This is a genomic window from Coriobacteriia bacterium, assembly GCA_013336165.1.
In the GTDB taxonomy this organism is placed as follows: domain Bacteria; phylum Actinomycetota; class Coriobacteriia; order Anaerosomatales; family JAAXUF01; genus JAAXUF01.
Map to the genome: position 1 here is coordinate 28,867 of JAAXUF010000002.1, position 14,368 is coordinate 43,234.

Consider the following 14,368-nt stretch of genomic DNA (forward strand, 5'->3'; position numbering starts at 1 on the left):
GGCTATTCCCTATTCGTTCACGCTCTAACGAAGTCCGGAATCGCTGCTCGCATCCGGCTCGACGTCGGCGGATTGCTGCGACTCAATTGGCCTCGACTCCGTATGGGAGTGCGACAAGGAGAAGACTCCGAAGATCGCAACAGCTGCAGAGACGGTCATCCAGAACCCCACCCAGGCTGTTATGTTCGCACCCTCTCCCAGCACGACTATGCCAAACAGCACGGCAACCACGGGGTTCGTCACCGTGAGCGCTCCCACCACAACCTCGGCAGGCCCCGTGGCGTATCCCTGCTGAAGCATCCAGGCACCCCTGACCGATCCCGCCACAAGGGCTGCTGCGATAACCCAGAAAAGCGGACTGTGCAGCCAGTCGGTACGCCGTATGAACTCGGTCAAGGTCCTGACCAATGCGGACTCCAGCCCATAGAAGAAGGCACCTCCAGAGGCCCAGAAGAAGCACCGCCACTTCTCGCGGCCGCGCGCGCCGAGGCGGACGAGCCCTTCAGCGGCCGCGTAGACGACGGCGCACGCGATCGGAATCCGCCAGGGGTCAAGAACCGTCTGCGTGGTTGCGTGCGTTGCCGCCAAAATGGTGAAGCTCAGGGTCCCGACAAGGGCCTCCGCCACGGCCAGCCACTTCATCCGGGGGATCGTATGGCGGTGGATCTTTGCGGAAAGAATAACCGACCAGGGAACCGCCAGAATCCCAATCGGCTGCACCACGGTTACCGGCGCCAGCACGAGGCCCACAATGTTCAGCACAGACCCGACGCCAGCGAGCGCCAGCCCTGCAAGCCAGCGAGGGGCACGCACCAATGCCCACAGGTCTGAGATGCCCATGTGCAGCTTGAGGCGGTTTTCCCCGATTTGTCTGCCCACCGCGTTCTTCTGGACCGTTGAGCCGAGGGCAAAGAAGAGCGATGCGATGACCGTTATCACAATCGCCAAAGGAATGTTCTGATTCACCGTCAACCTATTTCGTTCGGCAGCCTTGGTCGGCCGATCCGGGCGTTTCGCAGATCCGCGGGGAGTCCCACTACAGGGTACGCGAAAGACCTCGACTTTGTCGCCGAGGCCCCAATCTCGCCGCGAAGACCAGCGGCTCTCTCCGAACTTCGAACGCCTATCTCGACCACGGCAATATAGTGTCCTACCAGCTAAAACGCCCCTTCGAGTATCTCCGGAGAGACCCCTCAGGGGCGTTTCGTTTCCAATTGTGGGCGATGAGGGATGCACTTCGAACACCCTGAATCACCCGACCTAGACTCCTTCCCATCATCTAAATGCAACGTGACGATTGAAGACTACTGTTTCGGCGAGACTGTCTCGAGGGTTTCTATCAACTCTAGGAGGTATTTTGCCAGCTTGAAGGCTGTCTGCATTCTCTATGCAGACGGCGACAAAACCCACGCTTTTTCAGCGCAGACCACTTCTTACACCTACAAGAGAAGGAGTCTCAGCCCGCTGGCTGCCCGCACAATTCTCGGACTCAATGCGCACAAGTCGTTCGCTCGGCGTTCACCTACTCTTCACCCTGTTACTTCAGGCTGAGTGCACCGGGAGAGACAATCTCCCGCAATCTACGGAGGTTATCAGCATGCGCAGATCACTCAATCGCACTGCTGGCTTCATAGCGGCAGCCTCGCTCGCACTCGTGCTAACGGTTTCGGCAGTCGCGTGCGCTCCAACCCGCAGCGCAGTGGATGTCGCCACCTCGGTGACGGCGACCACCCCTTCGACCGCCGCCGACTCGCAACTGGCAGCGAATGTTGGCACCCCGGTGCCGACGACCACCCCTGCGAGCGCCGCCGACTCGCAACTGGCAGCGGACTTGGCCTTTATGCGCGAGGAAGAGCGGCTGGCGCATGATGTGTACACGGTACTCGCACTGAAGTGGGGCACCCCTGTATTCACCAATATCGCGGCAAGCGAGCAGCAGCACACTGACACCATGGCCGCGCTCCTCTCTCGCTACGGAGTCGCGGACCCCGCTGCGGGCGAAGCAGCCGGCGTCTACGCATATCCCGCGCTACAGGAGCTCTACAACCAACTCGTGGCCAAAGGCTCGACCTCGGTGACCGCCGCATTCGAAGTCGGCAAGACTATCGAGGAAGTCGACATCGCCGACCTCGATGAGCGGATCGCGCGTAACGACGAGGCCGATGTGTTGGCGGCCTTCAAGAACCTGCGGGCCGGCTCAGAGAACCACCTTCGCGCTTTCAACAACCAGCTCTAGGGCGGCACCACGGACAATGGCACTGGTGCCCAGGACGCCGACGAGGACAACGGTATGCGTCGCAGATCCGGTCTCAGTAGCCATCCCCTACACGACAGCGCCGGACATCAAAGAACGGCCCCCCACGGGGCCGTTCAGACTCGAAACTATCAGGCCATCCGAAGATCAGATGTGTCCACGTTGTCCTGGCACATCTGTCCACGATGTCCTGAGACATGACATGGTGGGCGATGAGGGATTCGAACCCCCGACCTCTTCCGTGTAAAGGAAGCACTCTCCCGCTGAGTTAATCGCCCAAATGCGGAAATCATTATTGCACGGACTGAAAACCTCTGCCCCTGAAACCCTCAGTGCCTAGCCTATCCATTCGGCTTGCGATATTCGCCGACACAGAAACTTGAGGTAACTCAATTAATGTCCGATACATGCAGCAGAGAGTTCTGCGGAATCGGCACGGATACGATGGTGGAGCCGCAATCCGCTCAGGGGGAAGGGAATCGCATTGGAGAGTGAGTTGCTTCAGACGGCGCTCATCATCGTTGCATTCGGCATCAACATCGTGGCTTTGAGTCTTACCCGTGGCCGGCTGACCCGAGAGTCCGTCCGGAAATCGGCCGCCTTGCGTCTCGAGCGTGACAAGTTCGAGGCTCTGCTCAGCATCACTGGTGCCATGATTGTGGGCCTGACCACTAATGGCAGGGTTCTTCTGGTCAACAACAAGGGCTGCGAGACACTCGGGAGAAGCCGAGCGGAAGTCCTGGGACTCGACTGGTTCTCCAGTTTCGTGAGCACCCGAACCCGCGACGCCGTGCGAGCTGGGTTCTCGGCATTTGTGGGTGGGTTGGAGCGCAACAGCCATACCGAGTACTGCATCATCGACGCCGAGGGGGTTGAACATTCGGTCGTCTGGACGCGCACTCTGCTCAGGGATGATACCGGCGAGGTTATCGGCGTCCTAGGATCCGGAGAGATCATCGCCGAGTATGCAGGGGTGGGAGACCGCCTGCGACTTGAGTCTTTCTTACTGGACAACGCCAGCGACTCGATTCTCATTCACGACCACAGTGGAGCGATCCTCTACGCGAATGCGGCAGCGTGTAGCCTGCGCGGACTCACGCGCGAGAAGCTGTTGTCGCGCACGTTCTCAGAGTTCATGGAGCCGCGAGACTCTGGTTTGAACATCATGCTAGATGACCTGAACGGACAGGGAAGCGTTGTCTATGAGGTTGAGCATCATCTGCCAAACGGCGACACACTGGTTCTGGAGATGCACTCCCGGCTCATCATCTACGAAGGAAGGAGCGCCATCCTCAGCATCGGCAGAGATATCACCGAACGTCAGCGCGCCGAGAGCCTGGTCCATCACCTCGCCTATTACGACGGGCTCACCGGACTAGCCAACCGCACTCTGTTCATTGACCGGCTTGAGATCGCCTCGCGCTTCGCGAAGCGCACCTCCGAAAAGATGGCTGTGCTCTTCCTGGACATTGACGACTTCAAGTCAGTCAACGATGCCTACGGCCACCTTGTCGGCGACCAACTCCTGCGTCAGATAGCGCGTCGCCTCGAAAGCTGCGTGCGCGAGTCCGACACCGTCTCCAGATTCGGCGGCGACGAGTTTGCCGTACTGCTCAACGGGCCGAAGTCGGAAACTGACACTGAGAGAGTCGCCTACGACATACTCAAGGCATTGAATTTGCCGTTTCACATTGGCGAGTGCGAAGTCGAAACGAGCGCAAGCGTCGGCGTGGCCCTCTGCCGAGGCGACCTTCCCATCGATGCGCTGATCGCGCAAGCCGACGGCGCCATGTACAACGCCAAGGGCGCAGGACGCGGTGCCGTGCGGTTCTACTGCTTCGACCCGACGGAAGCCGATATCGAGTTGGTCAGCATCTCCGATGGGCAAGAACAGATAGAATTCGAGCAGACGAAACTGGAAGGATCACCATTGTGACCATTGCCGAAACTCCCAAAGACCTGTACGACGTGGTGATCATCGGCGCGGGACCGGCCGGACTGACCGCCGGCATGTACTGCGCCCGGGCAGGGCTGTCGACCGCGATCGTCGCAGGCAAGGTGGGCGGCCAGGCATCCTGGGCGCACAAGATCGAGAACTTCATCGGCTGGAACCTCATCAGCGGACCGGAGCTGGTGGAGCGCTTCCGAGCACACGTGGGCCAATTTGAGGTCGACTGCTTCGAAGGCCAGCTCGTCAACGCGCTCATTCCCGGCGACGGGATCTTCGAGCTGTTCACTCGCGAGGGTTTGTCGTTTCGGGCACATACCGTGATCATCGCGACCGGCCGAGCCCGGAACAAGGTGACCGTCCCGGGCGAGAACGAACTGCTCGGCGCCGGTGTGTCGTATTGCGCGACGTGCGATGGGGCGTTCTTCATCGGCAAGCCGGTCGCCGTTATCGGCTCTGAGGAGATGGCAGCGGACGCGGCGCTGCAGCTGTCCACGCTCGGCGCGGGTCCGGTCATCCTGCTGGGCGCCTCGGCGATCAAGGCTCCCGAGACCGTACTCGCTCATATCGAGGCCGATCCCAACCTGTCGGTGCGTACCGGCGTCAAGCTGGTAGGCATCGAAGGCGAGACCAAGGTCACCGGAGCACGCGTCAAAATCCTCGCAACCGGTGAGGAGGAAGTGATTCCGGTCACGGGCGTGTTCATCGAGACCGGCGCGATTCCCGCAGCCGACTTCACAAGCGGCATGATCGCGACCAATGACAAGGGCGAAATCGTCGTCGACTGCAGCAACGCGACCAACGTCACTGGCATCTATGCCGCCGGCGACGTGACCAACGGATTCGCCAAGCAGATCATCGTCGCGGCCGGCGAAGGCGCGCGTGCGGCCATGGCGGTCAGCCGCGACCTCAAGCGGCGGTAGCTGTTGGCCGACAGACCCAGCGCGCCATCAGGCGCGGTGGATAAGCCTGCCGAGAAGCGGTGTCTTCACACTGATCGCGCGCTCGGGGCACAACTCCTGGCAGCAGTAGCAGCGGATGCACAGGCTGTAGTCGTGCTCGGGCGGTGTGCCTTTCTCGGCGGCGGGGCGGAAGTTCACGGCCTTGGGATCGACCGGGCACACCTTCACGCATGTGCCGCAGGCGGTGCACTTCGCCGGATCGATGACCGGCCGAGGAACGACGAGATTCTTGAAGAGCCGCATCGCCGCACCCTGCGAGCCCGTTGTCGAGCCCGGACTGCGGTTCACCTTGAAGTCCGGCGCCACAAACGTCTCCAGCGCATCGCCGAGGTACTCGATATCGGTCGCTGTCCCCAGGCCCCGCTCGGCGCCGTAGCGTATCGGTAGCACGAGCATCGGATCTAGGTCGACCAGTCGGCAGACCGTGGCGTCGATGGCAACCGGGTCGTCCGAGAAGATGAGAACGTTCATCATGCGCGGGTCGCCACTGCGCGGGCCGTTGCCTTCCATCGCCAGGATGCCGTCCATCATGCAGAGACGCGGGGCGACGCAGTGGGTCAAGTCCACCAGCATCTGCGCGAATCGGTCGATGTCAGGCATCCGCGCGTGGAACTCGCCCTTGAGCATACCGGGGATGCAGCCGAACTGGTTCTTGATCGCCCCGGTGATGCGCGTCAGACCGTGCGTCTTGAGCTTGCAAAGCGACACGAGCCCGTCGGCGTCGAGAACTCCGTTTGCGAGCGTGAACTGCTTGATGAAGTAGCCGTCGGGAAACGAGACGGTTCGCCCTGCCGAGAAGTCCGCGCTGGGAACGCCGAGCCGCTCGGCGACCTCTGTAAGGCCGCTCTTCTTGGCGGCGCCCTCCCGGGATGCGGGCATTGGGTCTCCTTCCGGATGCGCAAATTGCAGCAGAAGCATGGTACTGCCGATTGACCTAAAACGGCAGGCACGCCGTCTCGGGCGTGCCTGCCGGATCCGCATTCAGATTCAGGCCTGCTTGAGCTTGTCTGTCGTATCGCCGTGTACGCCGTTCTTGCCATTGTCGCGGGCGAACTCCCTAGCCTTCTCGGCAAGGGCCGCCAGATGATCGACTATGAGACGGTTGATCGAGCCTGCGGGATAGGTGCCTTTGGAGCCGAGAGCCCCGGCGGGAAGGCCGGTCAGCACGCCGATTCCTTCGTCGATGGTGGAGATCGGGTAGATGTGGAAGTGGCCGGCGGCGATCGCGTCACGTACGGGCTCGCTCAGCATCAGGTGCGGCACGTTGGCCTTTGGGATCAGCACTCCTTCATCGCCCTTGAGCCCGCGCGCCTTGCATACCGCGAAGAAGCCTTCTATCTTCTCGTTCACGCCGCCGATGGCCTGAACCTGCCCATGCTGGTTGACCGACCCGGTGACGGCGAACCGCTGCTGGATTGGCACGCCCGAGAGCGATGACAACAGACAGTACAACTCTGCCGAGGACGCGCTGTCGCCCTCGACACCGCCGTACGACTGCTCGAACACCAAGCGTGCCGAGAGCGACAACGGGCGGTCGGAAGCGTACTTGGAGCCGAGATAACCGGCAAGGATGAGCACACCCTTCGAGTGGATGGGGCCGCCCATCGCGACTTCCCGTTCGATGTCCACGACCTCGCCTCGGCCCAGGCGGTGCGTGGCTGTGATCCGGCTTGGCATACCGAATGCGTAGTCGCCGCTGGACGAGACCGACAACCCGTTGATCTGGCCGACCACCTCCCCTCGAGTGTCGACCATGATGGTGGCGTTGGCGATCATCTCCCGAACCCGCTCCTCAATGCGGTTCGAACGATGAGCCTTCTCGTCAATGGCTTTCTGGACGTGTTCCCGCTTGACTACGGGCGCACCTTTGCCGTGGCGCTGGCGCTCGGCCCAGTACGCGGCTTCAGTGAGAAGATCGGCGATGTCGACCACGCGCGTGGTCATTTTGCGCTGGTCCTCCACAAGACGAGAGCAGTGCTCGATCACGCGGGCGACTCCGTCGGGCGAGAAAGAAGCCAACCCGCGCTGCCGGCAGATCTGACCGACGTACTGCGCATAGAGTTGCTCCGTCGCCGGTGTGCGATCGACCACGGTATCGAAATCGGCCTTGACCTTGAAGAGCTCCCTGAAGTCCGGATCCTGCGAATACAGCAGGTGGTAGATGTACGGCTCGCCGATGAGGACCACTTTCGCCTTGAACGGGATCGGTTCGGGCTCAAGGCTCGCTGTCGTGGCAAAACCCATCTGCTGCGCGATATCCTCGATGCGGATCTCGCCGGTCTTCAGCGTCCGCTTCAATGCGTCCCACACATACGGCTTCAGCAGAACGTCTCTGGCGTCGAGTACCAGAAAGCCGCCATTCGCCTTGTGCAACGCGCCGGGCTTGATCATGTTGAAGTCCGTGAACAGCGCCCCGAACACGGCCTGATGTTCGATCCGGCCGACGAGGTTCTGCAGCAGCGGGTTGCTCTCCGTCACCACCGGCGCGCCGACTTGAGCGGAGTTGTCGACGAGCACGTTCACTTTGTACTTGAGAAACGCGTTCTCTGGGTTGCGCTGACCAGGCATTGGCATGCCCATGAACCCAGGCTGCCCCTGCCCCTCTTCCTCGGACTTCTGGAAGCCATCGGCGTTGTCAGCCACGTCTCCAAGAACCGCCTTCAGGAACTCAGTGATCTCTGGCGCGGTGCACCATATCTCGCACGCCTCATCGATGAGGTGCTTGGCCGCGAACGTCGTGACCTCGCGATCGAGATTTCGCAGCGAGTCGCGACCTTCGCGTTCATCCTTGCGGACAAGCCGCATGACCTGCTGAAGCTGCTCGTTCAGGCTCCGTATCGCGGCGTCGATGCCTTCCCGCTCTTCTGCGGGCAGCATCTCGTAGGCCTCACGAGCCATTCTTTCCCCCGTGGGAGTCCGCGGAATGAAGATAGGGCCGGCCGGCGTCGGAGCCATGAGCAGCCCGCGAGACTCGGCTTTCTTGCCCAGCGCCTCGAACTTGCTCGCCTGTTGCTCGCCTACCTGTTTGATGATGCTTCGTTTCTTCTTCGCGTACTCCTCGCTGTCGAATGCCTGAGTAATGGCTGCCTTCAGATCCTCGACCAGTTTCTCCATGTCCTTCCGGAACTCCTGGCCCCGTCCGGCCGGAAGCCGTATCGCATTGGGCTGATACGGCTTCGCGAAATTGTTGACATACACCCAGTCACTGGGCGCGGGGCGCGAGGCCGCCTGTCGAGTGAGAAAGTCATAGACGGTGTCGGACTTGCCCGTGCCGACAGGACCTACCGCAAAGATGTTGTAGCCGCCGTTTTCGATCCCCATGCCAAACTCGACCGAGGACACGGCCCGCGCCTGTCCGATCGTCTCGGCAAGTCCGGGCAATTCGGCGGCTGTCACAAATGCGAACGCACCGGCGTCGCAGGCTCGGTAGACATCGGCGGACTCGAGCTCTCGAGGTGTTTTTGACATTGTCTTCCTCCTAAAGTACGGTGGCTCCCCCACCCGTCTTCGAACGTACGTTAGACATCTACCCAAACGCTTCGGGATTGGCTCGCCTTGTTCGGTGGGGTCGCAGCGACGTGTGCGCTTAACGGGTATATGGTTGGAACAGGATCTCGAACCGGAAGGGTGATCTCATGGGGTGCTGCTTGGGCGTTCTCCTGCTTGGCGGCGCTCCCCGTCTGGCGCTCGTCTTGTGGTGGTTGCTGGATCCAGCCCGCATTACCGCAACGTTCAGCGGCTGGAGCGCGACGATCGGCAGCTGGACGGCTTCCGGCTGGGTCTGGCCGCTGGCCGGCCTCCTGCTGCTCCCGTGGACGACGGTCGCCTACGTGTTCGTCGCGCCCGGCGGCCTCGCGACGCTCGACTGGATCATCTTGGGCATCGGGCTGCTTCTGGACCTGAGCACTCACGGCGGCAGCGGCCGCGCATACCACCATCGTCGTTCAGCGAACTAGCGCACCGATGTCGCTCTTGAGCGCCAACGACTCTCTGCTCGTCACGGTGCTGCTCGTGCTCTTCTGGATAGTGGCCGTCACATTGATCGTCTCCCAGAACCGCGACCCTGCGATCACCATGGGATGGATCCTCATCTTCCTGCTTCTGCCCTACGTGAGCCTCGCCATCTACTTCTTCGCGGGCCGCGACTGGAAGAGGATTCACGCGAGGCAACGCTGGGTCCGAGACTTCGGGACAATCCAGAAACCGTTCATGGAATCCATCTATTCCAGGTACCGAGGGTATTCCGATTCGATCTCCGCGAAATACGACGGCACTCCGATCGAGAGGCTGGAGTGCGCCATCTCCAGGGAGCGCGGGAACCGGCCCCTGCCGGCAAATGAGATCGCAATCTGCCCCGATGGCGCGGAGTACTTCCCGCTTCTGATCGAAGACATCTCAAGGGCGCAGCACTCCATCCACATGCAGTACTACATCTGGGAGCGCGACGAGCTGTCGGCGAAAGTATGCAGGGCGCTAACGGAACGCCTGAACGCCGGCGTCGAAGTGCGCATCCTGAACGACTTTCTCGGCAGCTTAAGGTACCGCAAGGACGAGCTCAGGGCTCTCGCGGCGGCTGGGGCCCGGGTTGGCTCGGACGTGAGACAGATCGGCAAGCTCAACTACCGCGATCATCGCAAGATCGTGGTGATCGACGGAGTCATCGGCCATACAGGCGGAATGAACATCGGCCAGGAGTACATCGATGGCGGCGACAGGTACCCAAGCTGGCGCGACACCAGCATCCGAATGACGGGCCCGGCGGTCGCCGAGCTTGCACACCTGTTCGCCGAGCGCTGGTATGGGGTGTTCCGCGAGAGCCTGTTCGACGCGAAGTACTTCCCGCCGGCCGATATTCTCGTGGCCGAGAATCCGATCATGACGCATGTGGTCGCCCAAGGTGTCGAGGAATACTGGTCGTCCTCGACACGCGCACACGAGATCGCGATTTCGGGCGCCGAGAAACGCGTCCTCATCCAGTCGCCCTACTGGGTGCCCGATGCGACGATGCTCGACCTGTTTCTGAACACGGCGCTTTCGGGCGTGGAACTGAAGTTCATGATGACCGGCTGGCCGGACAAGAAGATCGCCTACCGCGCCGCACAGTCGTACTGGGAGCCGGTTATCAGGGCAGGGGGACACGTCTACCTCTACAATGCGGGATTCTTCCATGCCAAGACGATCGCCATCGACGGTATGGTCAGCGCCGTGGGGACAATGAATCTCGACATACGGAGTCTGAGGCTCAACCACGAACTCATGGTCTGGCTCTACGACGAAGGACTGGCCCGCCAACAGGAGGAGATCTTCGCAGCAGATCTGGCTCACTGCACGGAGGTCACACTGGACGACATCGCGGCCTGGAGCCGCCTCAAGCGGTTTGGCGACTCCTCGGCAAGGCTAGCCTCCAACCTGCTGTAGCGCCGACGCACGGCTCACGCGCCCGCGTGCTCCCGCGGGGGCAAGGGCGCATCCGGCCGACGGATCAGCCTGGCGTACGCATATGGAACGGCGGCGGCGGTCAGCACGCCGACCAGGACGCCCGGCGCCCAGACGCCGACCGACTGCATGAGCAGGCCGGCAACCGACGGCGCGGGGATGCGGGTGAGCGAGCCGACCGACGTCGAGAGCCCGATAATGCCGCCGACCTCATCGGCATAGACCGCCTTGGTCAGAGCGCTTCCGACGATCGTGTTGGCGACCGTCATCCCCAATGACAGGAACGGCATCAGCGCAAGGAGCGTCCATACATTGGGCGAGACTCCCCACGCGACCAGCATGAGGGCGGCCAGCGCAGTTCCGCCCACGATGAGTTGGGGGTCCTTCAACCGCTTGGTCAGCGGCCCGATGAACCCCAGCTGGATGACAACCTGGATCACGCCGACGTAGGCAAGCACCAGCCCGATGGCGCGCGCATTCATGCCCAGGGCCACGGCCGCCCACAACGTGAAGCCGCCTTCAAAGACGGCGAATGTGAAGCCGATCACGATGCGCACCCACATGAGCGGCCCCACCCGTGGGAACTTGAGCGCTGATGCGAGCTCGCGAATGCTGAACGCTTTGGTCGGCGCTGCAGCGATCTCACCTCGGCGTTCTTTCGAAAGCGACTCGCGCAGGACGAACGTCACCAGAAGAAGGTTCACCACCGCCAGCCCCGCTGCAACGAAGGCCGGAATCTGCGACCCATACACGGCGAGCAAGCCGCCGGTGAGCGGTCCGATGATGAATCCGAGCCCGAAGGCCGCACCGACAAGCCCGAACGCCTTGCCGCGGTCATCCTCGCTGGTTATGTCGGTCATGTAGGCTTGAGCCACCGAGATGTTGCCGCCGGTGATCCCGTCGATCATGCGGCTCGCGAAGAGCATCCACAGCGAGGCCGAGAAGCCCAGCAGCACGAGTGCGCACGCCGTGCCGCCGATGCTCAGCAGCAGGATGGGCTTGCGCCCGTAGACATCCGACATCCTGCCGAGGATCGGCGCTGCGATCACCTGCATCAGCGGGTATGCCGAGAAGATCAGCCCCGTGACAAACGGGCTAGCGCCAAACGCCTCGGCGTACCCGGGCAGCAGCGGCAAGACGAGCGAGAAACTCAGCATGTCGACGAGCACGATGGAGAAGATGACGAGCAGGCGGCGGTCTTTCATCGCAGTCTCTCTAGTCGTGTTGGCGCGCTGGCTACTCCTCGGTATTCCCCGCATCGTTGTCGCGAATCGCAGCCCGACGGATCTTGCCGTTGACGGTCTTGGGCAGCGAGGCCACAAAATCGATGATGCGCGGGTACTTGTATGGCGCTGTGCGCTTCTTGACCCAGGTCTGCAGCTCCTTGACCAGTTCGTCGCCGGGCGTGTAACCGTCGTTTAGGACGATGGTCGCCTTGACCGCCTTGCCGCGCACAGGATCGGGCACGCCCGTGACAGCACACTCGCGCACGGCGTCGTGCTCCATCAGGACGCTCTCGATCTCGAACGGGCCGATACGGTAGCCGGACGACTTGATGAGGTCGTCGTTGCGGCCCACATACCAGTAGTAGCCGTCCTCGTCGCACCATGAGGTGTCGCCGGTGTGGTACCAGCCGTCGTGCATCGCCTCGGCGGTCTTCTCGGCGTCACGGTAGTAGCACATCATCAGACCGTCCGGGTGCGGATCGCTCTTGATCACAACCTCGCCAGTCTGGCCGGGGGCGCAGAGGTTGCCGTCGTCGTCCTGGATCTGAACCGTGTACTGCGGTGACGGCTTGCCCATCGAGCCGGGCTTGGGCATCATCCCCACAAGATTGCATACCACGAGCGGCGTCTCGGTCTGCCCAAACCCTTCCGTGAGCGGAAGTCCGGTGTGCTCGCGCCAGCCCTCGAAGAGATCCGGATTGAGCGCTTCCCCCGCGGTGGTGCAGTAGTTCAGGCAAGAGAGATCGTAGCCGCCGAGACCTTCCTGCATCATGAGCCGGTACATCGTCGGCGGACAGCACAGCGTGGTGATGCGATACCTCTCGATCAGGCCGAGGATCTCGCCCGCGGAGAACCTGTCGAAGTCGTAGGTGAAAACGCACGCCTCCATGAGCCACTGGCCGTAGAGCTTGCCCCAGACCGCCTTGCCCCAGCCCGTATCGGCGATGGTGAGATGGATCCCGTTGCCGTCACTCTGGACGTTGTGCCAGTGTTTGGCTGTGGGAATGTGCGCAAGCGCGTAAGCGCTGTCATGCAGGACCATCTTGGGATGGCCCGTGGTTCCGGACGAAAAGTACAGCAGAAACGGGTCGCGCACGAGGGTCTCGGCACGCTCGAACTCCTCCGAGGCCGCCGAGACGCCCGCGTTGAAGTCGAGCCAGCCGTCGCGCTCGATGCGCGCGGCGCACACGCCCGCAGGACCGCTGAGCGCCGCGCCGATTCCGCCGTCGACCGCGCCGACCGTCGTGCCGCCGCCGGCGCCGTTGAGGATGATCTTCGTCTCGAGCGACGGGCAGTCGGCCTCGACGTTGTCGGCGGTCTGCGCAATGTCGCCCAGGGACGTGCAGATGATCGCCTTGGCAGACGAGCGGTTGATGCGGTACTCGAGGTCGTGCTCCTTGAGCATGAACGTCGCGGGGACGGCGATGGCCCCGAGCTTGTGCAGTGCGACCGCCGTAAACCAGAACTGGTAGTGGCGGCGCAGGATGACCATCACCGTGTCGCCGCGCCCGATACCCAAGCCGGCGAGGTAGTTGGCGGTCTTGTCGGACCACCGCTTCATGTCGGCGAAGGTGAAGACATGCTCCTCGCCCTCGGGATTGCACCACACCATCGCCCGGCGGTCGGGGTCGTTCTCGGCAATGTCATCCACCACGTCGTAGCCGAAGTTGAAGTCGTCGGGGTAGTGGAGCCCGAAGCTCTCCAGCACTCCCTGCTCGTCGTACGTCTCGTCTACGTACCTGAGGTTGATGTGTCGCATGTGGACTCTTCTTTCGTCGAGCGCCGCCGCGTCGGCGGGCAAGGTCGGCAACAGTGCCTAGCGGATCTCGGCTTCGTGGTCCTTGAGAACGATCGCCAGAAAGGTGCAGGGCTCGCCACCGGTCGCGATCATGCCGTGGCCGCGGCCCGAGTCGTAGAGCAGCGCATCGCCGGCCGAGAGTTCCTCGATGTGGCCTTCGTAGGCGAAGCGCATGTGCCCGGACACGATGTAGTCGAACTCCTGCCCGACGTGTCGGGACAGCTGGATCGGCGCGCCCTGCGCCTCCTCGCTGTACGGCGCGGTCACGAAGAACGGCTCGGCAAGCTTGTGCTTGAAGTTGGGAGCGAGATGGCGGTACTCGAAGCTCTCGCGCCGCTTGATGGAGAGTCCCTCGCCTCCGCGCACCACCGAGTAGCCCGTCAGGTGCGGGCCCTCGCCGGTGAGGAGTTCAATCATGTCGACACCGAACTTCTCGGCGCAGCGGTAGAGGAACGTGAACGACAGGTCCTGCTCGCCGCTCTCCATTTCCACGTACTCGGCGACGCTGCGGCCGGTGGCGTCGGCCATTTCTTGCATCGTGAGGTCCATGTCCTGGCGCAGTGACCGTATTCGGCTCGCCACCTCGGCGATATTGGGCTCCATGCGTGTCTCCCTCCGATGCGGAAATGAACTCGTCAAATGCCGTCTGCCGATGCCAGATGCCGCATGCGTGTACGATGTTCGCGACGTATGCGCGGGCGCGCTACAGTGTAGCAATTCGCTCATCGACAAAGGAGTCCGGCC

11 protein-coding genes and 1 tRNA gene are annotated in these 14,368 nt (G+C 62.2%); 5 read left to right on the forward strand and 7 right to left on the reverse strand.

Features of this window, described 5'->3' with window-relative positions:
- Positions 1–24 precede the first annotated feature (24 nt).
- Positions 25–966, reverse strand: a complete 942-nt coding sequence (locus HGA39_01780; protein NTW28081.1) for an EamA/RhaT family transporter — start codon at positions 964–966, stop codon at positions 25–27.
- A gap of 631 nt (positions 967–1,597) precedes the next feature.
- Between HGA39_01780 and HGA39_01785 the strand changes: the two genes are divergently transcribed.
- Positions 1,598–2,236 carry a DUF2202 domain-containing protein gene (locus HGA39_01785; protein ID NTW28082.1) on the forward strand — a complete coding sequence of 213 codons (639 nt, stop codon included), beginning with the start codon at positions 1,598–1,600 and terminating at the stop codon, positions 2,234–2,236.
- 221 nt (positions 2,237–2,457) lie between these two features.
- Here HGA39_01785 and HGA39_01790 read toward each other — a convergent pair.
- Positions 2,458–2,532: transfer RNA gene (locus HGA39_01790), tRNA-Val, on the reverse strand.
- 206 nt (positions 2,533–2,738) lie between these two features.
- Here HGA39_01790 and HGA39_01795 point away from each other — a divergent pair.
- Positions 2,739–4,190: a diguanylate cyclase gene (locus HGA39_01795; GenBank protein NTW28083.1), complete on the forward strand. Its 1,452-nt coding sequence runs from the start codon at positions 2,739–2,741 to the stop codon at positions 4,188–4,190.
- Entirely contained in the window at positions 4,187–5,125 is a 939-nt protein-coding gene (locus HGA39_01800; GenBank protein NTW28084.1) for an FAD-dependent oxidoreductase, read from the forward strand. The genes HGA39_01795 and HGA39_01800 overlap by 4 nt, the downstream gene beginning before the upstream one ends.
- A gap of 27 nt (positions 5,126–5,152) precedes the next feature.
- On the opposite strand, the gene HGA39_01805 is transcribed toward HGA39_01800, so the two are convergent.
- Both HGA39_01805 and HGA39_01810 read right to left on the reverse strand, forming a co-directional pair.
- Positions 5,153–6,043, reverse strand: coding sequence for a DUF362 domain-containing protein (locus tag HGA39_01805; GenBank protein NTW28085.1), 891 nt, complete (start codon positions 6,041–6,043; stop codon positions 5,153–5,155).
- A gap of 108 nt (positions 6,044–6,151) precedes the next feature.
- Complete coding sequence (locus HGA39_01810) at positions 6,152–8,632, reverse strand: AAA family ATPase (protein ID NTW28086.1); 2,481 nt, start codon at positions 8,630–8,632, stop codon at positions 6,152–6,154.
- A gap of 167 nt (positions 8,633–8,799) precedes the next feature.
- Between HGA39_01810 and HGA39_01815 the strand changes: the two genes are divergently transcribed.
- Both HGA39_01815 and cls read left to right on the forward strand, forming a co-directional pair.
- A complete protein-coding gene (locus tag HGA39_01815) occupies positions 8,800–9,120 on the forward strand; it encodes a hypothetical protein (GenBank protein ID NTW28087.1) in 321 nt (106 codons plus the stop codon).
- A gap of 7 nt (positions 9,121–9,127) precedes the next feature.
- Entirely contained in the window at positions 9,128–10,582 is a 1,455-nt protein-coding gene (cls, locus tag HGA39_01820; GenBank protein ID NTW28088.1) for a cardiolipin synthase, read from the forward strand.
- A 14-nt stretch (positions 10,583–10,596) separates the two neighbouring features.
- On the opposite strand, the gene HGA39_01825 is transcribed toward cls, so the two are convergent.
- Genes HGA39_01825 through HGA39_01835 form a run of 3 tightly spaced genes read right to left on the reverse strand, consistent with a single transcriptional unit; the run spans position 10,597 to position 14,227 of the window.
- A complete protein-coding gene (locus HGA39_01825) occupies positions 10,597–11,805 on the reverse strand; it encodes a major facilitator superfamily domain-containing protein 9 (protein NTW28089.1) in 1,209 nt (402 codons plus the stop codon).
- A 31-nt stretch (positions 11,806–11,836) separates the two neighbouring features.
- Complete coding sequence (locus HGA39_01830; GenBank protein ID NTW28090.1) at positions 11,837–13,585, reverse strand: AMP-binding protein; 1,749 nt, start codon at positions 13,583–13,585, stop codon at positions 11,837–11,839.
- Between the two features lie 57 nt (positions 13,586–13,642).
- Positions 13,643–14,227, reverse strand: coding sequence for a helix-turn-helix domain-containing protein (locus HGA39_01835; GenBank protein NTW28091.1), 585 nt, complete (start codon positions 14,225–14,227; stop codon positions 13,643–13,645).
- Between the last annotated feature and the right edge of the window lie 141 nt (positions 14,228–14,368).